Annotated in this window: 21 protein-coding genes; 10 read left to right on the top strand and 11 right to left on the bottom strand. The window is 60.3% G+C overall.

The annotated features are described in order from the left end of the window. Nucleotides 1-4: 4 nt before the first annotated feature. Both AC07XF_RS03360 and AC07XF_RS03365 read left to right on the top strand, forming a co-directional pair. Nucleotides 5-1207, top strand: coding sequence for an HlyD family secretion protein (locus AC07XF_RS03360; protein ID WP_495025397.1), 1203 nt, complete (start codon nt 5-7; stop codon nt 1205-1207). 164 nt (nt 1208-1371) lie between these two features. Further along, nucleotides 1372-2904 carry a DHA2 family efflux MFS transporter permease subunit gene (locus AC07XF_RS03365; RefSeq protein WP_495025398.1) on the top strand — a complete coding sequence of 511 codons (1533 nt, stop codon included), beginning with the start codon at nt 1372-1374 and terminating at the stop codon, nt 2902-2904. Nucleotides 2905-3027: 123 nt separating this feature from the next. On the opposite strand, the gene lpxH is transcribed toward AC07XF_RS03365, so the two are convergent. Together lpxH and AC07XF_RS03375 are read right to left on the bottom strand one after the other, a co-directional pair. After that, nucleotides 3028-3780, bottom strand: coding sequence for a UDP-2,3-diacylglucosamine diphosphatase (gene lpxH / locus AC07XF_RS03370; protein ID WP_495025399.1), 753 nt, complete (start codon nt 3778-3780; stop codon nt 3028-3030). Further along, nucleotides 3777-4280 (bottom strand): peptidylprolyl isomerase, encoded by a 504-nt coding sequence (locus AC07XF_RS03375; RefSeq protein WP_495025400.1) that lies wholly within the window; start codon nt 4278-4280, stop codon nt 3777-3779. Before AC07XF_RS03375 ends, lpxH begins: the two co-directional genes overlap by 4 nt. 252 nt (nt 4281-4532) lie before the next feature. Between AC07XF_RS03375 and AC07XF_RS03380 the strand changes: the two genes are divergently transcribed. Next, entirely contained in the window at nt 4533-6230 is a 1698-nt protein-coding gene (locus tag AC07XF_RS03380) for a glutamine--tRNA ligase/YqeY domain fusion protein (protein ID WP_495025401.1), read from the top strand. Between the two features lie 15 nt (nt 6231-6245). Next, on the top strand, nt 6246-7628 hold the full coding sequence (gene cysS, locus AC07XF_RS03385) for a cysteine--tRNA ligase (protein ID WP_495025402.1): 1383 nt from the start codon (nt 6246-6248) through the stop codon (nt 7626-7628). 205 nt (nt 7629-7833) lie between these two features. Here cysS and AC07XF_RS03390 read toward each other — a convergent pair whose 3' ends face one another. Then, the gene (locus AC07XF_RS03390; RefSeq protein WP_495025403.1) at nt 7834-9711 is read right to left on the bottom strand and encodes a sigma-54-dependent Fis family transcriptional regulator; all 1878 of its coding nucleotides are present in this window, start codon (nt 9709-9711) and stop codon (nt 7834-7836) included. 402 nt (nt 9712-10113) lie between these two features. Between AC07XF_RS03390 and AC07XF_RS03395 the strand changes: the two genes are divergently transcribed. Genes AC07XF_RS03395 through AC07XF_RS03420 form a run of 6 tightly spaced genes read left to right on the top strand, consistent with a single transcriptional unit; the run spans nt 10114 to nt 16086 of the window. Next, on the top strand, nt 10114-11208 hold the full coding sequence (locus tag AC07XF_RS03395; RefSeq protein WP_495025404.1) for an ABC transporter ATP-binding protein: 1095 nt from the start codon (nt 10114-10116) through the stop codon (nt 11206-11208). Continuing rightward, nucleotides 11208-12341, top strand: a complete 1134-nt coding sequence (locus tag AC07XF_RS03400) for an ABC transporter ATP-binding protein (RefSeq protein ID WP_495025405.1) — start codon at nt 11208-11210, stop codon at nt 12339-12341. The genes AC07XF_RS03395 and AC07XF_RS03400 overlap by 1 nt, the downstream gene beginning before the upstream one ends. Further along, nucleotides 12338-13204 (top strand): carbohydrate ABC transporter permease, encoded by an 867-nt coding sequence (locus AC07XF_RS03405; protein ID WP_007981247.1) that lies wholly within the window; start codon nt 12338-12340, stop codon nt 13202-13204. Before AC07XF_RS03400 ends, AC07XF_RS03405 begins: the two co-directional genes overlap by 4 nt. 8 nt (nt 13205-13212) lie before the next feature. Further along, on the top strand, nt 13213-14013 hold the full coding sequence (locus tag AC07XF_RS03410) for a carbohydrate ABC transporter permease (RefSeq protein WP_046037828.1): 801 nt from the start codon (nt 13213-13215) through the stop codon (nt 14011-14013). A 10-nt stretch (nt 14014-14023) separates the two neighbouring features. Continuing rightward, nucleotides 14024-14296 (top strand): DUF2160 domain-containing protein, encoded by a 273-nt coding sequence (locus AC07XF_RS03415; protein WP_495025406.1) that lies wholly within the window; start codon nt 14024-14026, stop codon nt 14294-14296. A gap of 47 nt (nt 14297-14343) precedes the next feature. Further along, complete coding sequence (locus tag AC07XF_RS03420) at nt 14344-16086, top strand: ABC transporter substrate-binding protein (protein WP_008001172.1); 1743 nt, start codon at nt 14344-14346, stop codon at nt 16084-16086. Nucleotides 16087-16518: 432 nt separating this feature from the next. Here the strand turns inward: AC07XF_RS03420 and nuoN are convergent, their stop codons facing one another. The 8 genes from nuoN to nuoG are packed head-to-tail and all read right to left on the bottom strand — an operon-like array spanning nt 16519 to nt 26512. Further along, nucleotides 16519-17982: an NADH-quinone oxidoreductase subunit NuoN gene (gene nuoN, locus AC07XF_RS03425; RefSeq protein ID WP_495025407.1), complete on the bottom strand. Its 1464-nt coding sequence runs from the start codon at nt 17980-17982 to the stop codon at nt 16519-16521. Nucleotides 17983-17989: 7 nt separating this feature from the next. Beyond that, nucleotides 17990-19522: an NADH-quinone oxidoreductase subunit M gene (gene nuoM / locus AC07XF_RS03430; protein WP_495025408.1), complete on the bottom strand. Its 1533-nt coding sequence runs from the start codon at nt 19520-19522 to the stop codon at nt 17990-17992. A gap of 39 nt (nt 19523-19561) precedes the next feature. Further along, entirely contained in the window at nt 19562-21415 is a 1854-nt protein-coding gene (gene nuoL, locus AC07XF_RS03435) for an NADH-quinone oxidoreductase subunit L (protein ID WP_495025409.1), read from the bottom strand. After that, nucleotides 21412-21720, bottom strand: coding sequence for an NADH-quinone oxidoreductase subunit NuoK (gene nuoK / locus AC07XF_RS03440; protein WP_007946416.1), 309 nt, complete (start codon nt 21718-21720; stop codon nt 21412-21414). Before nuoK ends, nuoL begins: the two co-directional genes overlap by 4 nt. Before the next feature lie 2 nt (nt 21721-21722). Then, nucleotides 21723-22226, bottom strand: coding sequence for an NADH-quinone oxidoreductase subunit J (nuoJ, locus tag AC07XF_RS03445; RefSeq protein WP_442099839.1), 504 nt, complete (start codon nt 22224-22226; stop codon nt 21723-21725). A 9-nt stretch (nt 22227-22235) separates the two neighbouring features. Next, complete coding sequence (gene nuoI / locus AC07XF_RS03450; protein ID WP_008032736.1) at nt 22236-22781, bottom strand: NADH-quinone oxidoreductase subunit NuoI; 546 nt, start codon at nt 22779-22781, stop codon at nt 22236-22238. Nucleotides 22782-22793: 12 nt separating this feature from the next. Beyond that, nucleotides 22794-23801 carry an NADH-quinone oxidoreductase subunit NuoH gene (gene nuoH, locus AC07XF_RS03455; RefSeq protein WP_007993849.1) on the bottom strand — a complete coding sequence of 336 codons (1008 nt, stop codon included), beginning with the start codon at nt 23799-23801 and terminating at the stop codon, nt 22794-22796. Next, entirely contained in the window at nt 23798-26512 is a 2715-nt protein-coding gene (gene nuoG / locus AC07XF_RS03460; protein ID WP_495025410.1) for an NADH-quinone oxidoreductase subunit NuoG, read from the bottom strand. Before nuoG ends, nuoH begins: the two co-directional genes overlap by 4 nt. Between the last annotated feature and the right edge of the window lie 44 nt (nt 26513-26556).

Below are 26556 nucleotides of genomic sequence, written 5' to 3' on the forward strand. Positions count from 1 at the left end.
TGTCATGGCCACTGCCGATACCACTCAACCTCCTGAAAACACTCCAGGCAACCCCAATTCGGGCAAGCGCAAGTTCATGTTGCTGATCCTGGCTGCCGCCGTCGTGCTGAGTGGCGCGGGCGTCTGGGCCTACCACGAGTTTTACGGGCGCTGGAGCGAAAGCACCGACGACGCCTATGTGAACGGCAACGTGGTGGAAATCACGCCGCTGGTCACGGGTACCGTGGTCAGTATCGGCGCCGACGATGGCGATCTGGTCCATGAAGGCCAGGTGCTGGTGAACTTCGACCCGAACGACGCCGAAATCGGTCTGCAAAATGCCCAGGCCAATCTGGCGCGTACCGTGCGTCAGGTGCGTGGCTTGTACAGCGATGTGGACGGCATGAAAGCCCAGGTCAACGCACAGAAAGCCGAAGTGCAAAAGGCCCAGGACAACTTCAGCCGCCGGAAGAATCTCGCCGCTGGCGGGGCGATTTCCCAGGAAGAGCTGTCCCACGCCCGCGACGACCTGACCTCGGCGCAAAACGCCTTGGCCAACGCCGAACAAAAGCTCAAAACCACCAGCGCGCTGGTCGATGACACCGTGGTTTCATCGCACCCGGACGTGATGGCCGCCGCCGCACAACTGCGTCAGGCGTACTTGAACAACTCGCGCAGCGTGCTGATTGCACCGGTCACCGGTTACGTGGCCAAGCGTTCTGTGCAGCTTGGTCAGCGTGTGCAGCCGGGTACTGCGCTGATGGCGGTGATTCCGCTGGATCAACTGTGGATCGACGCCAACTTCAAGGAAACCCAATTGCGTGACATGCGCATTGGTCAACCGGTCGAGATCGAAACCGACCTCTACGGCAGCAGCGTGAAATACAGCGGCACCATCGACAGCCTCGGCGCCGGGACCGGCAGCGCCTTTGCCTTGTTGCCAGCACAGAACGCCACCGGCAACTGGATCAAGATCGTGCAGCGCGTGCCGGTGCGAGTCCATGTCAACGCCGAGGAACTGGCCAAACATCCGCTGCGGGTCGGCCTGTCGACCGTGGTCGATGTGAACCTGCGCGACCAGAGCGGCCCGGTGCTGGCACAACAGCCGCCGCAAAAGGCCTCGTTCAGCACCAACGTCTACGACCGTCAGTTGGCCGAGGCCGACGCGATGATCACTCAGTTGATCCACGACAACAGCGCCGCGGTCAGCAAAACCGCGCAACGCTGAAATGCCATTACCTCGACCCTGTGGGAGCGGGCTTGCTCGCGAAGGCGGAGTGTCAGGCGACATCCATGTTGAATGTACCGACCTCTTCGCGGGCAAGCCCGCTCCCACAGGGTTGGCTGCGTCCGTAACGGACGCAGCACCAATCAGGTTTCCAAGGATTCGCGATGAGCAATAACGCGTCTTTCACACCGCCAAGCCTGTTACTGAGCACCATCGGCCTGTCGCTGGCGACCTTCATGCAGGTGCTCGACACCACCATCGCCAACGTGGCGCTGCCGACGATCTCCGGCAACCTGGGCGTGAGTTCGGAGCAGGGCACCTGGGTGATCACCTCGTTTGCGGTGAGCAATGCCATCGCCTTGCCGCTGACCGGTTGGCTCAGTCGGCGTTTTGGCGAGGTGAAGCTGTTTGTCTGGGCGACGCTGCTGTTCGTGCTGGCCTCGTTCCTGTGCGGGATATCCACCTCGATGCCCGAGCTGGTGGGCTTTCGGGTGCTGCAAGGGGTGGTGGCGGGGCCGCTTTATCCGATGACCCAGACTCTGCTGATTGCGGTTTACCCCCCAGCGAAACGGGGACTGGCGCTAGCATTGCTGGCAATGGTCACGGTGGTCGCGCCGATTGCCGGGCCGATCCTTGGCGGCTGGATCACTGACAGTTACAGCTGGCCGTGGATTTTCTTCATCAACGTGCCGATCGGCTTGTTCGCGGCATGGGTGGTGACCCAGCAGATGAAAAAACGCCCGGTGGTCACCAGCCGCCAGCCGATGGATTACGTCGGCCTGATCGCGCTGATCATCGGTGTCGGGGCGCTGCAGATCGTGCTCGACAAGGGCAACGATGCCGACTGGTTCGAATCCAGCTTCATCGTGATCGGCAGCGTGATTTCGGTGGTAGCCCTGGCCTTTTTCATCATCTGGGAAATGACCGACGAACACCCGGTGGTCAACCTGCGCCTGTTTGCCCATCGCAACTTCCGCTACGGCACCATCGTGCTGATCCTGGGCTATGCCGGGTTCTTCGGGATCAACCTGATCCTGCCGCAGTGGCTACAAACGCGACTGGGCTACACCGCGACCTGGGCCGGTTTTGCCGTGGCGCCGCTGGGGATCCTGCCGGTGCTGTTGGCGCCGTTTGTTGGTAAATACGCACCGAAATTCGACATGCGGTTACTGGCGGGCGGGGCGTTCCTGGCCATCGGCCTCAGTTGCTTCATGCGCGCCGGGTTTACCAATGAAGTGGATTTCCAGCACATCGCCATGGTGCAGCTGTTCATGGGGATCGGCGTGGCGTTGTTCTTCATGCCGACCCTGACCATCCTGCTCTCGGACCTGCCGCCGAGCCAGATTGCCGACGGCTCGGGGTTGGCGACGTTCCTGCGGACCCTGGGCGGTAGTTTCGCGGCGTCGCTGACCACCTGGATCTGGATTCGTCGTGCCGACCAGCACCATGCCTACCTGACCGAAAGCATCACCCCGTTCGACCCGGCGACCCGCGAAGCACTGAGCAACCTGGGCGGGGCGGGGGCCAAGGCCTACACGCAACTGGATCAGATGGTGATCAGTCAGGCGTACATCATGTCCACGGTGGATTACTTCACCTTGTTGGGCTGGATGTTCCTGGGGCTGATCCTGATTGTGTGGCTGGCCAAGCCGCCGTTTACGGCGAAGGCCGGGCCGGCGGCGTCTGCAGGCCACTAAGCACCGCAGCACCAATGTGGGAGCGGGCTTGCTCGCGAAAGCGGTGGGTCAGTCAATACAGATGTCGACTGACACGTCCTCTTCGCGAGCAAGCCCGCTCCCACAGGTTTTTGTGTTTGGCTGTCAGTTGGCGGGGGCTGCCAATTGCGGCGGTGGGGCGAAGTCGAACGGCGCCAGTGCAAACCCTTGTTCATCAACCTGCAATGCCCACCCTTGGCGATCCCAATCCCCCAGCACAATGCGCCTGGCCGCTTGCTCGCCAAGCTGCAACTTGTGTATCGCGGGGCGATGGGTGTGGCCGTGGATCAGGGTCTTCACGCCGTACTCCTGCATGATCCGCGGAATCTCTTCGGGCGTGACATCGACGATGTCGTTGGCCTTCATCCGCGTTTGCGCACGGCTTTCACTGCGCAGCTTGCGCGCCAGCTTGTGCCGCGTACGCAGCGGCAGATGCCGCAGGATGAACAGCGTGACGGGATTGCGCAGGTAACGACGCAGCTTCATATAGGCTTCGTCGCGGGTACACAGGCTGTCGCCGTGCATCAGCAGCACCGGCTCGCCGTTGAATTGCACGACACTCGGGTCTTTCAGCAGGGTGCAGCCGGCCTGCTTGCAGAAGGCCTTGCCGAGCATGAAATCGCGATTGCCGTGCATCAGAAAAATGGCCGTGCCGCTGTCGCTGAGATCGCGCAGGGCCTGGCAGATGGCGCGCTGGAACGGTGTCATGGTGTCATCGCCAATCCACACCTCGAAAAAGTCGCCCAGAATGTACAACGCACTCGCCGAGCGGGCGCGTCCGGCGAGCAAATCCAGAAACGCCCGGGTGATGTCCGGGCGCTCCTCTTCCAGATGCAAGTCTGAAATCAGCAATATCACTCAATGATCTCGGCTTTCTCGATGATCACGTCGTCTGCCGGTACGTCCTGGTGGCCGGACTTGGAAGTGGTGGCCACGCCTTTGATCTTGTCGACGACGTCGGTGCCAGCGGTCACTTTACCGAATACCGCGTAGCCCCAGCCTTGTACGTTCTTGCCGCTGTGGTTCAGGAAGCTGTTGTCCGCCACGTTGATGAAGAACTGTGCGGAAGCCGAATGCGGCTCCATGGTGCGGGCCATGGCAATGGTGTACTTGTCGTTGGGAAGACCGTTGTCAGCTTCGTTCTGGATGCTTGGACGCTTGTCTTTCTTTTCTTTCATGCCTGGCTCGAAACCGCCGCCCTGGATCATGAAGTTACCGATGACGCGGTGGAACACAGTGTTGGTGTAGTGGCCGGCTTTGACGTATTCGACGAAGTTGGCCACGGTGATCGGGGCTTTTTCGGCGTTCAGTTCGAGGACGATGTCGCCGAAGTTGGTAGTCAGTTTGACTTGGGTCATGATCGTTACTCTTTATAAGGAATTCGTGGTGTTGGAACCTCATGTCCCGCCACCGGTTCAGCCTTTTTGGCCAAGGTGCGCAGTTTAGCGTGCCAGACGCGAATTTCGAGGCTGTTTTTTCATTTACGGCCTATTAAATACGACGGTTTACAGAGTGCGCTCTGTCAGGCCCTTGACAGCATCGGCTATGATAGCGGCTTTGTTTTGTCAGGCCCGTCTTCCCGGCCGCGCACTTGTACGTTCAAGGATCCTATGAGCAAGCCCACTGTCGACCCTACCTCGAATTCCAAGACCGGCCCCGCTGTGCCGGTCAATTTCCTGCGCCCGATCATCCAGGCGGACCTGGACTCGGGTAAGCACACGCAGATCGTCACCCGTTTCCCGCCTGAGCCCAACGGCTACCTGCACATCGGTCACGCCAAGTCGATCTGTGTGAACTTCGGCCTGGCCCAGGAGTTCGGCGGTGTTACCCACCTGCGTTTCGACGACACCAACCCGGCCAAGGAAGACCAGGAATACATCGACGCAATCGAAAGCGACGTCAAATGGCTGGGCTTCGAGTGGTCCGGTGAAGTGCGCTATGCCTCGCAGTATTTCGACCAGTTGCATGACTGGGCGGTGGAGTTGATCAAATCCGGCAATGCCTACGTCGATGACCTGACTCCGGAGCAAGCCAAGGAATACCGTGGCAGCCTGACCGAACCGGGCAAAAACAGCCCGTTCCGCGACCGCAGCGTCGAAGAGAACCTGGACCTGTTCGCCCGCATGAAAGCAGGCGAGTTCAAGGACGGCGCACGCGTGCTGCGAGCCAAGATCGACATGGCTTCGCCCAATATGAACCTGCGTGACCCGATCATGTATCGCATCCGTCACGCTCACCACCACCAGACCGGTGACAAGTGGTGCATCTACCCGAACTACGACTTCACCCACGGTCAGTCGGACGCCATCGAAGGCATCACCCACTCGATCTGCACCCTGGAGTTCGAAAGCCACCGTCCGCTGTACGAGTGGTTCCTCGAGCACTTGCCGGTGCCGGCCAACCCGCGCCAGTACGAGTTCAGCCGCCTGAACCTGAACTACACCATCACCAGCAAGCGCAAGCTCAAGCAACTGGTCGATGAAAAGCACGTCAACGGCTGGGACGACCCGCGCATGTCCACGCTGTCGGGTTTCCGCCGCCGTGGCTACACGCCGAAATCGATCCGCAACTTCTGCGAAATGATCGGCACCAACCGTTCCGACGGCGTGGTCGACTTCGGCATGCTCGAGTTCAGCATCCGTGACGACCTCGACCACAGCGCCCCGCGTGCCATGTGCGTACTGCGTCCGTTGAAAGTCGTGATCACCAACTACCCGGAAGGCCAGGTCGAGAACCTCGAACTGCCGTGCCACCCGAAAGAAGACATGGGCGTGCGTGCGTTGCCATTCGCCCGTGAAATCTATATCGACCGTGAAGACTTCATGGAAGAGCCGCCGAAGGGCTACAAGCGCCTGGAACCGGCCGGTGAAGTGCGTCTGCGCGGCAGCTACGTGATTCGTGCCGACGAAGCGATCAAGGACGCCGATGGCAACATCGTCGAACTGCGCTGCTCGTACGATCCGGACACCCTGGGCAAGAACCCGGAAGGCCGCAAGGTCAAAGGCGTGATTCACTGGGTGCCGGCCGCTGCCAGCGTCGAGTGCGAAGTGCGCCTGTACGATCGCCTGTTCCGTTCTCCGAACCCGGAGAAGGCCGAAGACAGCGCCAGTTTCCTGGACAACATCAACCCTGACTCGCTGCAGGTACTCACCGGTTGTCGTGCTGAGCCTTCGCTGGGCAATGCACAGCCGGAAGACCGTTTCCAGTTCGAGCGCGAAGGTTACTTCGTCGCCGATCTCAAGGACTCGAAACCAGGTCAGCCGGTATTCAACCGTACCGTGACCCTGCGTGATTCGTGGGGCCAGTGATTCAAGGAAGTTAACGTGCTAACGATTTACAACACGCTCACCAAGAGCAAAGAAGTTTTCAAGCCGCTCGATGGCAACAAGGTGCGCATGTACGTGTGCGGCATGACCGTGTACGACTATTGCCACCTGGGCCACGGCCGCAGCATGGTCGCGTTCGACCTGGTGACGCGCTGGTTGCGCTTCAGCGGTTACGACCTGACTTATGTGCGCAACATCACTGACATCGACGACAAGATCATCAATCGGGCCAACGAGAACGGCGAGTCGTTCGAAGCGCTGACCGAGCGCATGATCGCGGCGATGCACGAAGATGAAGCGCGCCTGAACATCAAGAAACCGGACATGGAGCCGCGTGCCACCGATCACATCCCGGGCATGCACGCGATGATCCAGACCCTGATCGACAAGGGTTATGCCTACGCCCCGGGCAACGGCGACGTGTACTACCGCGTCGGCAAGTTCATGGGCTACGGCAAGCTGTCGCGCAAGAAGATCGAAGATCTGCGCATCGGCGCACGCATCGAAGTCGACGAGTCCAAGCAGGACCCGCTGGACTTCGTGCTGTGGAAAGCCGCGAAACCGGGCGAGCCGAGCTGGGAATCGCCGTGGGGCGCCGGGCGTCCGGGCTGGCACATTGAGTGCTCGGTGATGTCCACTTGCTGCCTCGGCGAAACGTTCGACATTCATGGCGGTGGCAGCGATCTGGAGTTTCCGCACCACGAAAACGAAATCGCCCAGAGCGAAGCGGCCACCGGCAAGACCTACGCCAACGCGTGGATGCATTGCGGCATGATCCGCATCAATGGCGAGAAGATGTCCAAGTCCTTGAACAACTTCTTCACCATCCGCGACGTGCTCGACAAGTACCACCCGGAAGTCGTGCGTTACCTGCTGGTGTCGAGCCACTACCGCAGCGCGATCAACTATTCGGAAGACAACCTCAAGGACGCCAAAGGCGCACTGGAGCGTTTCTACCACGCGTTGAAAGGCTTGCCGAGCGTGGCGCCGGCGGGTGGCGAAACCTTCGTCGAGCGTTTCACCCAGGTGATGAACGACGACTTCGGTACGCCGGAAGCCTGTGCGGTGCTGTTCGAGATGGTCCGCGAGATCAACCGCCTGCGCGAGAGCGATCTAGATGCAGCGGCCGGTCTGGCAGCCCGTTTGAAAGAACTGGCCAGCGTGTTGGGTGTGTTGCAGCTCGAGGCCGATGACTTCCTGCAGGCCGGTGCCGAAGGGCGCGTGGATGCAGCCGAAGTCGAGGCGCTGATTGCAGCGCGCCTGGCGGCACGTGCCGGCAAGGACTGGGCCGAATCCGACCGCATCCGCGACCAGCTCACCGCCATGGGCGTGGTGCTGGAAGACGGCAAGGGCGGCACGACCTGGCGACTGGCTGACTGATTGCCTGATCCGCTGTAAAACAAAACCCGCCTTGTGCGGGTTTTTGTTTTTCGGGGTTGGCTATTCGTTTTTTGGCGACAGGACTGACGCCTTCGCGGGCAAGCCCGCTCCCACAGTTGATCTTTGGTGTGTTTGAGTTTTGTGTACGACGCAAATCCAATGTGGGAGCGGGCTTGCTCGCGAAGAGGCCCATTCGGCCAACTTGTCATTCAGCCTGGCGCAACCGCTTGTACAGGGTATTGCGACTAACCCCCAACCGCCGGGCCAGATACGAAATATTCCCCCCGACGGCCTGCAACTGCCGGTTCAAGTCCTCGACATCGTTGAGGTCAACGGCCAATGGTTCCGGCGTCTCCACCGGCTCCATCTCCAGATCGACAAAAAAATCATCCGGCAAATGCTCTGGTCGCACCGGTTGTTCCTCGGCCATGGCCAGAGCCACCTGAATCACGCTGCTGACCTGGCGCAAGTTGCCCGGCCACGGGTGGCGGCCGAACAACGCCATCACTTCCTGGCTCAAGCCGGCCCATTGCGATGGTTCGCGGTGCTGCTCCCACAGGCGTTTGAACAGTGCATCTTTATCGCTGCGTTCGCGCAGGGGCGGCAACTCCAGGGTCAGGCCGCCGATGCGGTAATACAGGTCTTCACGAAAACGCCCCAGTTGTACTTGTTCCCGTAGTGAGCGATTGGTCGCTGAAATGATGCGCAGGTCCACAGGGAACAACTCGCTGCTGCCCACAGGCTGAACGCAACGTTCCTGCAACACCCGCAACAGGCGCGCCTGGGTCGGCAGCGGCATATCACCGATTTCATCGAGAAACAGCGTGCCTTTGTCAGCCTTGCGGATCAGCCCGATGCTGCCTTTCTGGTTGGCGCCGGTGAATGCGCCTTTCTCATAACCGAATAACTCGGACTCCACCAGTTCGGCGGGAATCGCTGCACAGTTGACGGCAATGAGCGCTTGTTTGCTGCGAGAACTGGCCTGATGCAGGGCTTTGACGAACACTTCCTTGCCGACCCCGGTTTCACCGTGGATCAGCAGTGGAATGTCTTTTTCCAGCAATCGCTCGGCCTGGCGCACGGCTTTTTCCACGCGACTGTCGCCGAAATGCAGGGAGCTGAGGCTGATGGATGCCGGTGCCGTCACGGCGTGCTCGGCGCTCTTGGATTCAGCACTCTTTGTTTCAGTACTCTTTATTTCAGAAAGCAGCCGCGCCTGAATCGGCGCCTGTTTCGGCCGTTTCAACAGGCACTGGAAGCGGTTGCGCCCAGAGGTTTGCAGGGCGAAGGGCAGGCCTTCGGGCTGATTGAGCAACTCCAGCAGCGAGACCTTGAACAGGTTCTCGACATTGACCCGCGACAGGCTGATGCCCAGCAGGTTGTCGGCCCGCCGATTGGCCGACAGCACCTGGCCGGTCTCATCGAATATCAGCAAGCCGGCCCATTGGCTGTCGAGGTTGTTCAGTCCGGTATTGAACGTCAGCTGGAAATGCTGGCCATGGAACAGGTTGAGGATCAGCCGGTTTTCCACGGTCTGGCTCATCATCTTGACCATGCCCAGGGTGTGGGATGGCGGGAGGTAACTGTCACTGGAAACGTCCAGCACCGCGATTACCTTGCGCTCGGCATCGAAAATCGGTGCGGCGGAACCGGTCATGAAGCGGTTGGCCTTGAGGAAATGTTCGTCGTGCTCGATGTGCACCGCTTGCTCACAGGCCAGGGCGGTGCCGATGGCGTTGGTGCCGGTGCAACGTTCCATCCAGCTGGCGCCGGCACTGAACCCCCGGGCCAGTTTGGGTTCGATAAAGCGCTGGGTGCCCCATGACGTGAGCACCTGGCCCTGATGGTCGGCGAGCATGATCAGGCAATTGGAATTGCTCAGGATGTTCTCGTAGTAGGGCAGCACTTCCTGATGGGTGGTTTGCACCAGCGAATGCTGGCTCTCCAGCAATTGCGCGATGCCCGCGGCCGGCAATTGATCGAATGCCGGCGCGCTCTGATGACTGAGGCCGAACGCGCGGCAACGGGACCAGGAGTCCTGGATGATGGCGTCGTGGGACAGCGGCGATACGGGGGCGGCCATGGCAGTCGATCTCTGAACAAGACTTTATTGTTGTTATGGGTAGTTCTGCAGCACGACGAACTTCATGTGGGAGCGGGCTTGCTCGCGAAGGCGGCGACACATTCAACATCAATGTGACTGTCAGAGCGCTTTCGCGAGCAAGCCCGCTCCCACAGGTTTTGCATCTATTTCAGGTACCGGGAAAGGCAAAAAGCATCCGTAGAGTGTTGTTCACTATTGTTCACTGTCAATGGGTGAACTGTTCAGTTGTTCATTTCCGGTTGTTCATTTGTGTTCAGCAACGAACGTGACTTCGTAGTCATTCTCAGGAATTTCAAATTGAATCAATCGTTTGCAATTTCTGGCACAAATGTCGCTTTACAGCTCCGGTCGCTTGACTCCAAAAATAAAAAAGGCCGAGCCATGTCACTCACCCTGGAACACGTCAGCCGCACCGTCGAGGGCCAGACCTGGATCGACGATGCCAACCTGAGTTTTGAACCCGGCTCCTTCAACGTTTTGCTGGGTCGCACCTTGTCCGGCAAAACCAGCCTGATGCGCCTGATGGCCGGTCTGGACAAGCCTGACAATGGCCGCATCCTGATGAATGGCGTCGATGTCACCCAGCGCCCGGTGCGCCTGCGCAACGTGTCGATGGTTTATCAGCAGTTCATCAATTACCCGACCATGACGGTGTTCGACAACATCGCCTCGCCGCTGCGTCAGTCCGGTGTATCCAGCGAGCTGATCCAGAGCAAGGTGCTGGAAACCGCGAAGATGCTGCGCATCGAAAAGTTTCTCAAGCGCTATCCGCTGGAGCTTTCCGGCGGTCAGCAACAACGCACGGCCATGGCTCGGGCGCTGGTCAAGGATGCCGAGCTGATCCTGTTCGACGAGCCGTTGGTCAACCTCGACTACAAGTTGCGCGAAGAGCTGCGCCAGGAAATGCGCGAGCTGTTCAAGGCGCGCCACACCATCGCGATCTACGCCACCACCGAACCCAACGAGGCCCTGGCCCTGGGCGGCACCACGACCATTCTTCACGAAGGCCGGGTGATCCAGAGCGGCCAGTCGTCCTCGGTCTATCACCAGCCACAAACCGTGCTGGCGGCCGAGCTGTTCTCCGAGCCGCCGATCAACCTGATGCCGGGGCGCATTGCCGGCAACGAAGTGAGTTTCGCCAACTTCGTGCACTTCCCGCTGAACATCGATTTGCGCCCGGTGGGTGAGGGCGAGTTCCGTTTCGGCGTGCGCCCCAGCCATATCTCGCTGGTGCCGAGCAACGATGATGATCTCGAACTGGCGGTGACCGTCGAAGTCGCGGAAATCAGCGGCTCGGAAACCTTTCTTCACGTACGCAACGAGCATTTCCTGCTGGTGCTGCACTTGCCGGGTGTTCACGAATACGACGTCGACGCGCCGATCCGTATCTATATCCCGACCCATAAACTGTTTGTGTTCGATACGCAGGGGCGGCTGGTCCAGGCGCCGGGCCGGCGTATCGCGAGGGTTGCCTGATGGCCGAAATCCGTTTGCAGAATCTCGCCCACAGCTACACCAGGACTCCGGCCGGCCCCGAGGACTACGCGATCCGCGAGATGGACCACATCTGGGAACAGGGCGGTGCCTACGCCTTGCTCGGGCCATCGGGCTGCGGCAAGTCGACCTTGCTCAACATCATTTCCGGGTTGCTCAGCCCATCCCAGGGCCATGTACTGTTTGACGGCAAAGCGGTCAACGACCTGACTCCGGAGAAGCGCAACATCGCCCAGGTTTTCCAGTTTCCGGTGGTCTACGACACCATGACGGTGTTCGACAACCTGGCCTTCCCGCTGCGCAATCAAGGCCTGACCGAGGCGAAGGTGCATAGCAAGGTGCAGGAAATCGCCGAAGTCCTCGATCTTCAGCCGCTGCTGTACAAGAAGGCGCGAAACCTCACCGCCGACGAAAAACAGAAAGTTTCCATGGGCCGTGGGCTGGTGCGCGATGACGTGTCGGCGATCCTGTTCGATGAGCCGCTGACGGTGATCGATCCGCACCTGAAGTGGAAGCTGCGGCGCAAGCTCAAGCAGATCCACGAGCAGTTCAACATCACCATGGTCTACGTCACCCACGATCAACTGGAGGCTTCGACCTTCGCCGACAAAATTGCGGTGATGTACGGCGGGCAGATCGTGCAATTCGGCACGCCCAGGGAGTTGTTCGAGCGCCCCAGCCACACCTTTGTCGGCTACTTCATTGGCAGCCCGGGGATGAACCTGATCGACGTGCAGCCGCAACCGGGTGGCGTTGGTTTCGCCTCGACCCACCTGCCGCTGTCCGAAGCGATGCAGCAGCGTATTGCCGAATCCGGGTGGAAAACCCTCAAGGTCGGCATTCGCCCGGAGTTCGTCCATGTGTGGGACGAAGCCTTTGATGACGCACTGCGGGCACAAGTCGTACACGTCGAAGACCTGGGTACCTACAAGATCGTGACCCTCAATCTCGATGGCGCCACCCTGAAAGTGCGCCTGGCCGAAGACAAAGTCGTGCCACAAGGCACGGCCTACATCAGTTTTCCGGCGCAGTGGCTGATGGTTTACGCCGATGAATTCCTGCTGGAAGCGCAAGCCGTCAACGAAGCCATGGCCAACAAAGGGGCGCAGCCATGAACAAGGTGCAGAACAACAAGGCCTGGTGGCTGGTGCTGCCGGTGTTCCTGCTGGTGGCGTTCAGTGCGGTGATCCCGATGATGACCGTGGTCAACTATTCGGTGCAGGACATCTTCGACCAGTCCAGCCGCTACTTCGTCGGTGCCGACTGGTACAAGCAGGTGCTGCTCGACCCGCGCCTGCATGACTCGTTGTTGCGCCAGTTCATCTACTCGGCCTGTGTGTTGCTGATCGAAATTCCCTTGGGCATCGCCATCGCCCTGACCATGCCGACCAAGGGCCGCTGGTCTTCGGTGGTGCTGATCGTGCTGGCGATTCCTTTGCTGATTCCGTGGAACGTGGTCGGCACCATCTGGCAGATCTTCGGCCGCGCCGATATCGGTCTGCTCGGTTCGAGCCTCAATGCCATGGGCATCAGCTACAACTATGCGGCGAACACCATGGATGCCTGGGTCACCGTGCTGGTGATGGACGTCTGGCACTGGACGTCGCTGGTGGCGCTGTTGTGCTTCTCCGGATTGCGGGCGATTCCTGATGTGTATTACCAGGCGGCGCGGATCGACCGTGCTTCGGCCTGGGCGGTGTTCCGGCATATTCAGTTGCCCAAGCTCAAGAGTGTGCTGCTGATCGCGGTGATGCTGCGCTTCATGGACAGTTTCATGATCTACACCGAGCCCTTCGTGCTCACGGGCGGCGGTCCGGGCAATGCCACGACGTTCCTCAGTCAGACCCTGACCCAGATGGCCGTAGGGCAATTCGACCTGGGGCCGGCAGCGGCATTTTCGCTGGTGTACTTCCTGATCATCCTGTTGGTGTCCTGGCTGTTCTACACCGCCATGACTCACTCCGACGCCAACCGCTGAGGCCCGCCATGAGCAAGAGAAAGCTTGTTCCACTGCTGCTCTACATCCTGTTCCTGCTGGTACCGATCTACTGGCTGCTGAACATGTCCTTCAAGAGCAACAGCGAAATCCTCGGCGGCCTGACGCTGTTTCCCCAGGATTTCACCTTCCACAACTACAAGGTGATCTTCACCGACCCGAGCTGGTACACCGGTTACCTCAACTCGCTGTACTACGTGAGCCTGAACACGGTGATTTCCCTGAGCGTGGCGCTGCCGGCGGCCTATGCGTTTTCGCGTTATCGCTTCCTCGGCGACAAGCACCTGTTCTTCTGGCTGCTGACCAACCGCATGGCGCCGCCAGCGGTGTTCCTGTTGCCTTTTTTCCAGCTGTATTCGTCGATCGGGTTGTTCGACACCCACATCGCCGTGGCCCTGGCTCACTGCCTGTTCAACGTGCCGTTGGCGGTGTGGATTCTCGAAGGCTTCATGTCCGGCGTACCCAAGGAAATCGACGAAACCGCCTACATTGATGGCTACAGTTTTCCCAAGTTCTTCGTGAAGATCTTCATCCCGCTGATCGGCTCCGGTATCGGCGTGACGGCGTTCTTCTGCTTCATGTTTTCCTGGGTCGAACTGCTGCTGGCGCGAACCCTCACTTCGGTGAACGCCAAACCGATCGCGGCGGTGATGACCCGCACCGTCTCGGCATCCGGTATCGACTGGGGGGTACTGGCGGCGGCCGGGGTGTTGACCATCCTGCCGGGCATGCTGGTGATCTGGTTTGTTCGCAACCACGTGGCCAAGGGCTTTGCCCTGGGCCGGGTATGAGGAGCTGATGATGGAATGGATGAGTTGGACGGTCCCCACGGCGGCGTTCTTCGGCGTCATTGCCTTGATTCTGGTGGGCATGACCACCTGGGAATTGCGTTCGCCGAGCGTGCTTCGGCGAGGTGTTCTACCGATTGCCACCACCCGTGGCGATCGGTTGTTTATCGGTCTTCTCGGCAGCGCCTACCTGCATTTGCTGGTAATCGGCGTCACCGACTGGAGCATCTGGGTGGCCTTCGCGTTGTCCCTGGTGTGGCTGTTGGCTGTGATGCGTTGGGGCTAGTCGAATCGCTCGGCAATGTTGCTCCGAAACCCTAAAAGGAGGTCTCTATGTTCGACAAAAACAATAAGCTGCGACATAGCATTTCATTGGCAGCCATGCTGGCACTCAGCGGTTTGAGCGCGTCTGCCTGGGCCGATGCCTATGAAGACGCTGCGAAGAAATGGATTGGCAGCGAGTTCAAGCCGTCCACCCTGACGGCCGATCAGCAGTTGGCGGAACTGAAGTGGTTCATCAAGGCCGCCGAGCCGTTTCGCGGGATGGACATCAAAGTCGTCTCGGAAACCATCGCCACCCACGAGTACGAGTCCAAGGTACTGGCCAAGGCCTTTACCGAGATCACCGGAATCAAAGTCACCCACGACCTGCTGCAAGAAGGCGATGTGGTGGAAAAACTGCAGACGGTGATGCAATCGGACAAGAGCATCTATGACGGCTGGGTGAACGATTCGGACCTGATCGGTACGCACTTTCGCTACGGCAAGACTGAATCGATCACCGACCTGATGGCTAACGAAGGCAAGGACTTCACCTCGCCGACCCTGGACATCAAGGACTTCATCGGCATCTCGTTCACCACTGCACCGGACGGCAAGATCTATCAATTGCCCGACCAGCAGTTCGCCAACCTGTACTGGTTCCGCGCCGACTGGTTCGAACGCGCGGACCTGAAAGCCAAGTTCAAGGAAAAGTACGGCTACGAGCTGGGCGTGCCGGTGAACTGGTCGGCCTATGAAGACATCGCCAAATTCTTCAGCGAAGACGTCAAGGAAATTGACGGCAAGCGCGTCTACGGGCACATGGACTACGGCAAGAAAGACCCGTCCCTGGGCTGGCGCTTCACCGATGCCTGGTTCTCCATGGCCGGTGGCGGCGACAAGGGCATCCCCAATGGCTTGCCGGTGGACGAGTGGGGCATTCGTGTCGAGGATTGCCATCCGGTGGGCTCCAGCGTGACGCGTGGCGGCGACACCAACGGCCCGGCGGCGGTGTTTGCCACCACCAAATACGTCGACTGGCTGAAGAAGTACGCGCCACCGGAAGCGGCAGGCATGACCTTCTCCGAATCTGGCCCGGTGCCGTCCCAGGGCAGCATCGCCCAGCAGATCTTCTGGTACACCGCGTTCACCGCCGACATGACCAAACCAGGTCTGGCAGTGATGAATGCCGACGGCACGCCGAAATGGCGGATGGCGCCGTCGCCGCGAGGGCCGTACTGGGAGGAGGGGATGAAACTGGGGTATCAGGACGTGGGTTCCTGGACCTTCATGAAGTCCACGCCTGAAAAGCAAAAACTGGCGGCCTGGCTCTACGCGCAGTTCGTGACCTCGAAAACCGTATCGCTGAAGAAAACCATCGTCGGCCTGACTCCGATCCGCGAGTCGGACATCAACTCGCAAGCGATGACCGACCTGGCGCCGAAGCTCGGTGGCCTGGTGGAGTTCTACCGCAGCCCGGCCCGCGTGCAATGGACCCCGACCGGGACCAACGTGCCTGATTATCCTCGCCTCGCGCAGTTGTGGTGGAGCCACATTGCCGAAGCGGCAAGCGGCGACAAAACCCCGCAACAGGCACTCGACGGTCTGGCCAAGGATCAGGACGCGATCATGTCCCGTCTGGAGCGTTCGAAGGCACAAGCCACCTGCGCACCGAAAATGAACCCTGAGCGTGACGCGCAATACTGGTTCGACCAACCGGGCGCACCGAAACCGAAACTGGAAAACGAGAAGCCGAAAGGCGAAACCGTGAGCTACAACGAACTGCTGAAATCGTGGGCGGATGCGCGTAAGTAAAGGCTGACCTGTAAAACGCGAACGGCACCGAGAGGTGCCGTTTTCTTTTGTGCCTGTCCGGACGCCTTCGCGAGCAAGCCCGCTCCCACAGGTAATCGCAGGTGTTCACAAATGGTGTATTCACAGGAAATCCCTGTGGGAGCGGGCTTGCTCGCGAAGAGGCCGTCTCAGTCAGCAAATTTCATCAGCCGAACGAACATCTACGTGTTGAGTCATTTGGCGAAAATCAGAAGCCTCAAATTTGACTAGCTTCGAAATCATCAAGCCTGTCATCAGGCAACGGGGCATCAAAGTCTTCGGGGATCACCAGTTTGGCTTTCATTGTTCCTGTTCATTGGTTATGTGACTGTTCTGCCTCTATCGCGTGATTCAAAAACAAAAACGGCACCCGAAGGTGCCGTTTCTGTTTACTACCGAATGGCGCTTAAGCGATCAACCCGCCAGGCCCGACTGTTGAACCAGGTTCAGCAGCGGTTGTGGATACAGGCCGAGGAAGAAAGCCAGTACCGCAATGGCCAGCAGCATCACGCCGCCTGCACGTTGTTCCCAGTGCAGTTGAGCATCGACGCGACGCAAGTTTGGCTCGATCAGGTACAGGGTGACCATCACACGCAGGTAGTAGAACACGCCGATGGCGCTGCCCAGTACCAGGGAAGCGACCAGCCACCACTGATGCGACTCGACACCGGTGGCGATGATGTAGAACTTGCCGATGAAGCCCGCGGTCAGCGGGATACCGGCCAGCGACAGCATCATCACGGTCAGCACAGCGGTCAGGTACGGACGGCGCCAGAACAGGCCGCGGTATTCGTACAGGGCGTCTGCGTCACGACCTTTGTACGGCGAGGACATCAGGGTGATCACGCCGAAGGCGCCGAGGCTGGTGATCACGTAGGTGACCAGGTACACGCCGATGGCTTCCACGGCCAGACCCTTGCTCGCCACCAGGGCGATCAGCAGGTAGCCGAAGTGGGCGATGGACGAGTAACCCAGCAGACGCTTGAGGTTGCTCTGGGTCAGGGCCAGCAGGTTACCGAACAGGATCGACGCGATGGCGATGATGGTCAGTACGTTGCTCAGTACGCCGCTGCTCGCCGCTGGCGAGATCTGGAACAGGCGCACCATCACCGCGAACACGGCAACCTTGGAAGCGGTGGCCAGGAACGCTGCCACCGGCGCCGGAGCACCTTCGTAAACGTCTGGAGTCCAGAGATGGAACGGTACCAGCGACAGCTTGAATGCCAGGCCGATCAGCATCATGCCCAGGCCCAGTTGCGCCAGCGAGCTTGGCAGGCCGGTGGCCGCCAGAGCCTGGCCGATGCCGTTGAAGCTCAGGGAACCGGCGTCAGCGTAGAGCAGGGCCATACCGAACAACAGGAACGCGGAGCCGGCGGCCGACAGCACCATGTACTTGATACCGGCTTCCAGCGAACGCTTGTTGAAGAAGGCATAAGCCACCAGACCGTAGACCGGCACCGACAGCAGTTCCAGACCGACGAACAATCCGGCCAGGTGTTGCGCGCTGACCAGAACCAGGCCACCGGCAGCGGCCATCAGGATCAGCAGGTACAGTTCTTCACGGTTGCCCGGGTAACCCGTGCCGCCGTCGCCGAGGTAGGCGTGGGCGAGGGTGACACAAGCGAGGGTGGCGACCAGGATCAGCGCCATATACAAGCAAGCGAAGCTATCGATTTGCAGCAGCGGGGTCACAGCCAATGGCGCGACCTTCAAGGCTGGCAGGATCGACAGCAAAGCCAGGTTCAGACCCGCCACCGACAGCAGGAAGGTCTGGGAGTGGTTGCGGCGCCAGGCGATCGCCAGCATCACCACGATGATCGTGGCGCTGGTGATCAACAACGGCGCAAGCGCGATAAAGTGTTGAGTCGTGAATTCCATAGCGCTCTTACCGGGCCGAAGCGAGTTGAGTGAAGGCGGTGCCGAGCCATTGCTGCACGCCATGCATCGTAGCGGCAGAGGTATCGAGGAACGGTTGCGGGTAGACGCCGATGTAAATCAGCAGCGCTGCCAGACCGACCACCATGATCAGTTCGCGACCATCCATGCCATGCATCACCGCGTCCGACCTGGACGGGCCGAAGTAGGCACGGTGGATCATGATCAGCGAGTAGACCGAACCGAACACCAGGCCGGACGTCGCGATGATGGTGACCCATGGGGCGATCGGGAAGGTGCCGATCAGAATCAGGAATTCACCGACGAAGTTACCGGTAGCCGGCAAGCCCAGGGACGCGGCTGCGAAGAACAGGCTGAGGGCCGGCAGGTAAGCGATCTTCGACCACAGGCCACCCATTTCACGCATGTCGCGGGTGTGAGTGCGTTCGTACAGCTGGCCGCTCAGGATAAAGAGTGCCGCCGCCGACAGACCGTGCGCCAGCATCTGCATCACCGCGCCCTGCAGCGCCAGTTGGCTGCCGGAGTAGATGCCGATCAGTACGAAGCCCATGTGGGAAACGGACGAGAAGGCAATCAGACGCTTGATGTCGGTTTGCGCGAACGCCAGGAATGCACCGTAGAAAATCCCGATCAGACCCAGGGTCATGGCGAACGGCGCGAACTCGGCCGACGCATTCGGGAACAGCGGCAGGGCGAAACGCAGCAAGCCGTAGGCTGCGGTCTTCAGCAAGATACCGGCGAGGTCGACGGAACCTGCGGTCGGCGCCTGGGCGTGAGCGTCAGGCAGCCAGGAGTGGAACGGTACGACCGGCAGCTTGACCGCGAAGGCGATGAAGAAGCCGAGCATCAGGATGTACTCGGTGGTCGTCGACATCTTGGTCTTCAACAGGTCGGCGTAGTTGAAGGTAATCACGCCGGTGTCGTTGAAGTTGACCAGTACCAGGCCCAGGATCGCCACCAGCATGATCAGGCCGGAAGCCTGAGTGAAGATGAAGAACTTGGTCGCCGCGTAGATCCGGGTTTTCTTGCCGTCCGAAGAACTGTGACCCCAGAGCGCGATGAGGAAGTACATCGGCACCAGCATCATTTCCCAGAAGAAGAAGAACATGAACAGGTCGAGGGCCAGGAACACGCCGACGACACCGCCCAGGATCCACATCAGGTTCAGGTGGAAGAAGCCAACGTGACGCTGGATCTCTTTCCACGAGCAGAGTACCGAGAGGACACCCAGCAGACCGGTCAGCATGATCATCAACAGCGACAGGCCGTCGAGGGCCAGGTGCACATTGATGCCGAAGCGCTGGATCCAGACGTGCTTGAACTCAAGCGCCCAGGTCGGATCGGCACCCGGTGCCGGCGCAAATGAATAGTCACCGTTGGCCCACAGCCAGAGGCCGAGGGACAGCAGCAGGGACATGGTGATCAGCGCAATCCAGCGGGGGAGGGTGGCGCCGAAGCGCTCACCCATCCAGCACAGCAGGCCGCCGATGAAGGGGATCAGGATTAGCCAAGGCAGAATCATGACGGGCTCAATTCCTTTCGCAAGTTCGCAAGGTTCATATCAGACCGCTACCAGCACGACGGCGCCGATTACCAGCACGGCACCAGCAGCCATCGAGGCGGCGTACCAACGCAGTTGACCAGTCTCGGTACGGCTCAGGGCGGTGTGACCGCCTTTGGCCATACGCGGGATCAGACCGATGGTCTGGTCCAGCGGGTCTTTGCGCAGGATGTGGCTGATCGCCAGGTATGGCTTGACGAACAGTTTGTCGTAGATCCAGTCGAAGCCCCAGGCAGCGAACCACCAGGCCGAGAGGATACGGCCGATGCCGCTGTTGGCGATGGCGGTGACGAAGCGACGCTTGCCGAGGAACAGCAGCGCGGACAGCAGGATACCGGCCAGAGCGATGGCGCCCGAGGCGATTTCCAGACTGTGCTTGGCTTCGCCGCCGGCATGACCGACGCTTTCCGGCAGCACGCCGTGCAGCGGTGGAACGATCATCGCGCCGATGGCGGTGGACAATACGATCAGCACCGACAGTGGCAGCCAGTGGGCGATGCCGTGACCGGCGTGGGCTTCGGTCTTCGCTTCACCATGGAACGCGATGAAGATCAGGCGGAAGGTGTACAGCGAGGTCATGAACGCGCCGACCAGACCCGCATAGAGCAGACCGTGGTTGCCGCTGGCGAACGCTTCCCAGAGGATTTCGTCCTTGGAGTAGAAGCCTGCGGTCACCAGAGGCAGGGCCGCCAGGGCCGCGCCGCCGACGATGAAACTGGCGTAGGCCAGTGGCAGTTTCTTCCACAGACCGCCCATCTTGAAGATGTTCTGCTCGTGGTGGCAGGCAACGATTACCGAACCGGAAGCAAGGAACAGCAGCGCCTTGAAGAAGGCGTGGGTCATCAGGTGGAAGATCGCGCCGTCCCAGGCACCAACGCCCAGGGCCAGGAACATGTAGCCGATCTGGCTCATGGTCGAGTAGGCGAGGATACGCTTGATGTCGGTCTGAACCAGGGCTGCAAAACCTGCCAATACCAGGGTCACGCCACCGACGATTCCTACTAGATGCAGGATTTCCGGCGCCAGGGTGAACAGGCCGTGGGTACGGGCGATCAGGTAGACACCGGCGGTCACCATGGTCGCGGCGTGGATCAGTGCCGAAACCGGAGTAGGACCGGCCATCGCGTCCGCCAGCCAGGTTTGCAGTGGCAGTTGCGCGGATTTACCGACAGCGCCGCCCAGCAACATCAGGGTGGCCATGACCATCCAGAAGTCGCCGGACTGGAATTTCTGCGGAGCCAGCACCAGCAGTTCCTGAACGTTCAGCGTGCCCAGTTGGGCGAACAGAATGAACAGGCCGATGGCCATGAACACGTCACCGATACGGGTCACGATGAAGGCTTTGAGTGCGGCGTTACCGTTGTTGCGATTGCTGTAGTAGAAACCGATCAACAGGTACGAGCACAGGCCCACACCTTCCCAGCCGAAGTACAGGAACAACAGGTTATCGCCCAGCACCAGGAACAGCATGCTGGCGATAAACAGGTTGGTGTAGGCGAAGAAGCGCGAGTAACCGGCTTCACCGCGCATGTACCAGGAGGCGAACAGGTGGATCAGGAAGCCGACGCCGACGACCACGCCAAGCATGGTTACCGACAGGCCGTCCAGGTACAGGGCGAAGTTCGGCGTGAAGCCTTCCACCGCCATCCATTGCCACAGCACCTGGGTGTAGTGGCCGCCTTCCGGCGGAGCCACGTTGAATTGCCAGATCACATAAGCCGCGACGATCGCCGACAGGCCAATGGAGCCGACGCCGATCAGCGCCGAGAGGTTTTCCGAGAGGCGTCCCCGGGAGAACGCCAGTAGCACAAAACCGATCAGAGGGAACAGGAAAGTCAGATAGAGAAGGTTCATCCGCGCATCTCACTGGCAGCGTCGATATCGAGCGTGTGGAAGCGGCGATACAGTTGCAGCAGGATCGCCAGGCCAATACTGGCCTCGGCAGCTGCCAGGCTGATCACCAGGATGAACATGATCTGTCCATCCGGCTGCGCCCAGCGGCTACCGGCAACGATGAACGCCAGGGCGGAGGCATTCATCATGACCTCCAGGCTCATCAGCACGAAGAGAATGTTGCGGCGGACCATCAGGCCGACCAGACCGAGGCAGAACAGGATGCCGGCAACCGCCAGACCATGCTCCATAGGGATAGCAGGCATCGTCATTGCTCCTTGGCTTCGTTGCGGCCCAAGTGGAACGCCGTGACGGCTGCGGCGAGCAGCAGCATCGAGGCGAGTTCGACCACCAGCAGGTAAGGACCGAACAGGCTGATGCCCACGGCCTTGGCGTCTACGGTGGTGTGGCCGACGGCCTGGCCGCTATGGTGGGAGAACAGCACATACAGCAGTTCCACCAGCAGCAGCGCGGCGAGGAGGACCGGGCCGCCCCAGATACCGGGCTTGAGCCAGGCGCGCTCTTGCTGAACCGAGGCGGGGCCCAGGTTCAACATCATCACCACGAACACGAACAGCACCATGATGGCGCCAGCGTAGGCGATCACTTCCAGTACACCGGCAAACGGCGCGCCGAGGGCGAAGAACGTCATCGCCACGGCAATCAGCGAAATGATCAGGTAGAGCAGGGCGTGCACGGGGTTGGTGTTGGTGATCACGCGAAGCGTGGACACCACAGCGATACCCGATGCGAAATAGAAAGCGAATTCCATCTTTCTTCCTTAAGGCAGCAAGCTCTTCACGTTGATCGGTTCGGCTTCATTCTGCGCGGAGCCTTTCGGCTTACCGGCAATCGCCATACCTGCAACACGATAGAAGTTGTAATCAGGGTTTTTGCCGGGGCCGGAGATCAGCAGATCTTCTTTCTCGTAAACCAGGTCCTGACGTTTGAACTCGGCCATTTCGAAATCCGGTGTCAGCTGGATCGCGGTGGTCGGGCAGGCTTCCTCGCAGAGGCCGCAGAAAATGCAGCGCGAGAAGTTGATGCGGAAGAAGTCCGGGTACCAGCGACCGTCTTCGGTTTCAGCTTTCTGCAGCGAGATGCAACCGACCGGGCAAGCCACGGCGCACAGGTTGCACGCTACGCAGCGCTCTTCACCGTCGGGGTCGCGGGTCAGGACGATACGCCCACGGTAGCGCGGCGGCAGGTAGACCGGCTCTTCCGGGTACTGCAGCGTGTCGCGCTTGCGGAAGGCGTGGCCGAAGATCATCACCAGGCTGCGAAGCTGGGTGAAGAAGCCATGCACGATGTCAAAAATGTACTTCATGATTCTCTATCCTCACTGAGCCGCGACGGCGGGCGTGTTGAGCAACACGATCGCAGCGGTCACCAGCATGTTGACGAGGGTCAGCGGCAGGCAGAACTTCCAGCTGAAATCCATCACTTGGTCATACCGTGGGCGCGGAATCGAGGCGCGCAGCAGGATGAAGAACATGATGAAGAACGCGGTTTTCAACGCGAACCAGATGAACGGGATCTGCGGCAGGATGCCGAACGGACCGTGCCAGCCACCGAAGAACAAGGTCACCAGCAGCGCTGAGATCAGCACGATACCGATGTACTCGCCGACGAAGAACATGCCCCATTTCATGCCGGCGTATTCAATGTGGTAACCGTCGGCCAGTTCCTGTTCCGCTTCCGGCTGGTCGAACGGGTGACGGTGAGTCACGGCCACGCCAGCGATGAAGAAGGTCAGGAAACCGAAGATCTGCGGAATGACGAACCACATGTTCTGCGCCTGGTATTCGACGATGTCGCGCATGTTGAACGAGCCAACCTGGATCACGATGCCCATCAGCGACAGGCCCATGAACACTTCGTACGACACGGTTTGCGCCGAGGCCCGCAAGCTGCCCAGCAGGGCGAACTTGTTGTTGCTCGACCAGCCGGCGAACAGCACCGCGTAGACCGACAGACCGGCCATGGCGAAGAAGAACAGGATGCCGATGTTGATGTCCGCGACACCCCAGGTCGGGGTGATCGGGATGATCGCAAAGGCAATCAGCAAGGCGCTCATGGCCACGACCGGCGCCAAAGTGAAGATCACTTTGTCGGCGAACGGCGGCGTCCAGTCTTCCTTGAAGAACATCTTGATCATGTCGGCGGCGATCTGGAACGCGCCGAACGGACCGACGCGGTTCGGACCGTAACGGTCTTGCCAGAGGGCGAGCAAACGACGCTCGACCCAGCTCAGCAGGGCGCCGCAGACCACCACGGCAAGCAGAATCACCACGGCCTTGAGGACCGCGATGATGATGTCGATCACTTCAGGAGTGAACAAGGTCATTGCGCTGCCTCCTGCAGACCGTCAACGGATTTGCCAAAGATCGCTGGCGGGATGCCGGCGATGCCCGCAGGCAAGGCCACCAGACCGGCGCCCAGTTCTTCGTTGATACGCAGCGGCAGACGCAGGGTCTGGCCGGCCACGTTCAGGCTCAGCATGGCGCCGTCGTTGACACCCAGGCGGTCGGCTTCGGACTTGGCCAGAGCGACATAAGCAGCCGGAATGCGTTCCTGAACCGGAGCGGCTTTCGAAGAGTTCTCTTCGCTGCCGAACAGGTGGAAGAACGGCACAACCTGCCAGGTGCCCTGGGCCGGGTTGAACGCACGCGGAACGCTGGCGAACCAGTTCAGCGAGTCACCGCTGGTTTCGATCAGGCGGGTGCCCGGGTCGCCAGCGCGGATGTGACCACCGACTTCATCCTGGAACTTGTTCCAGGCTTGCGGCGAGTTCCAGCCCGGAGACCAGGCGAATGGCACTTGCTGACGCGGTTCGGCAGAGCCCGAGTAACCTTCCATCGAGAAGGCGAACGCGGTGTCCTTGTCTTGCGGGGTACGCGGTTCGTGCACGTTGATGTCGGCGCGCATAGCGGTACGACCGGAGTAGCGCAGCGGTTCACGGGCCAGTTTCATGCCCTTGATGCGGAACGCGGCGGACGGTGCGGCGTCGACAATGCGGTTCAGAATCGGTGTGCTGGAAGCGACAGCGGCGGTGGCGTGGTCCAGTTGGGTCCAGTCGATCGGCTGGTTCAGCAGGGTTGCGCGCAGGGCATGCAGCCAGCGCCAGCCTTCGTGAACCAGGATGCTCGCGTCCATGTACTTCGGATCGAAGACCTGGAAGAAGCGCTGGGCGCGACCTTCCTGGCTGACCAGGGTACCGTCGCCTTCAGCGAAGCTGGCGGCTGGCAGAACCAGGTGTGCGCGATCGCTGGTGGCGGTCTTCTGGTGGTCCGCGACGATCAGCACTTTCGCGGCGGTCAGGGCGGCATCAACCTTGGCTTTGTCGGTACGGGTGTACAGATCGTTTTCCAGCACGACGATGGCGTCGGCCTTACCGTCGATCACGGCTTGCAGGGCTGCGTCGACCGATTCGCCACCGAGCATGGCCAGGCCGAGGCTGTTGGCCTCTGGCACGATCAGGCTGATGGAACCGTTCTTCTCGCGCAGCTTCAGGGCCTTGGCAATGTTCGCGGCGGCTTCGATCAGGGCTTTTGAACCCAGGGAAGTACCGGCGATGATCAGTGGACGCTTGGCCGCGAGCAGGGCGTCGGCAATGCGCTTGGCCAGCTCAAGGGCTTCAGCGTCCAGGCCTTCTACGGCTGGAGAGCTGGCATCGAGGGCGTGAGCCACGGCGAAACCGATGCGGGCCAGGTCATCCGGTGCTGCGTGAACGCATTCTTCAGCCACGTCGTCGAGCTTGGTTTCAGCCAGGCTGGCGATGAACAGCGGGTTCAGCGCGTGCTGGCCGATGTTCTTCACGGCGGCGTCGAGCCAAGGCTGGACGCGCATGGCATCGGCCATGTCCTCGGCCTTGCCCTTGACCGATTGGCGCAGGGCCAGGGCCATGCGTGCAGCGGTCTGGGTCAGGTCTTCACCGAGGACGAACACGGCATCGTGGTCTTCGATGTCGCGCATGTTCGGCACTGGCAGTGGGCTGTCTTTCAGCACTTGCAGGACCAGGCGGATACGCTCCAGTTCGGAGGCTTCGATACCCGAGTAGAAGTGCTCGGCACCGACCAGTTCGCGCAACGCGTAGTTGCTTTCGAGGCTGGCGCGAGGCGAGCCGATACCGACGATGTTGCGACCACGCAGCAGGTCGGCGGCTTTATCCAGCGCTTCGTCGAGGCTCAGCTTGGTGCCATTGGCCAGCAGTGGCTGACGCGGGCGGTCTTCGCGGTTGACGTAGCCATAGCCGAAACGGCCACGGTCGCACAGGAAGTACTGGTTCACCGAACCGTTGAAACGGTTTTCGATGCGACGCAGTTCGCCGTAACGCTCGCCCGGGGAAATGTTGCAACCACTGGAGCAGCCATGGCAGATGCTCGGCGAGAACTGCATGTCCCACTTGCGGTTGTAGCGCTCGGAGTGAGTCTTGTCGGTGAACACACCGGTCGGGCAGACCTCGGTGAGGTTGCCGGAGAACTCGCTTTCCAGCACGCCGTCTTCAACGCGACCGAAGTACACGTTGTCGTGGGCGCCGAACACACCAAGGTCGGTGCCGCCGGCGTAGTCCTTGTAGAAGCGTACGCAGCGGTAGCAAGCGATGCAGCGGTTCATTTCGTGGGAAATGAACGGGCCCAGTTGCTGGTTCTGGTGGGTACGCTTGGTGAAGCGGTAACGGCGCTCGTTGTGGCCGGTCATTACCGTCATGTCTTGCAGGTGGCAGTGACCGCCTTCTTCACAGACCGGGCAGTCGTGAGGGTGGTTGGTCATCAGCCATTCGACAACACTGGCGCGGAAGGCCTTGGACTCTTCATCTTCGATGGAGATCCAGGTGTTGTCGGTGGCAGGGGTCATGCAGGACATGACGATGCGACCACGGGTGTCGTTTTCGTCGGTGTACTGCTTGACCGCGCACTGGCGGCAAGCGCCAACGCTGCCAAGGGCAGGGTGCCAGCAGAAATAAGGGATATCGAGGCCTAGCGACAGACATGCCTGTAACAGGTTGTCTGCCCCATCGACTTCGAGCTCTTTGCCGTCTACGTGGATAGTGGCCATGGTTCAAAGTTCTTCGTTGGCCCGGTGTCAGCGGGCGTGGCTAA

The organism is Pseudomonas sp. GW821-FHT01C01, assembly GCF_059422645.1.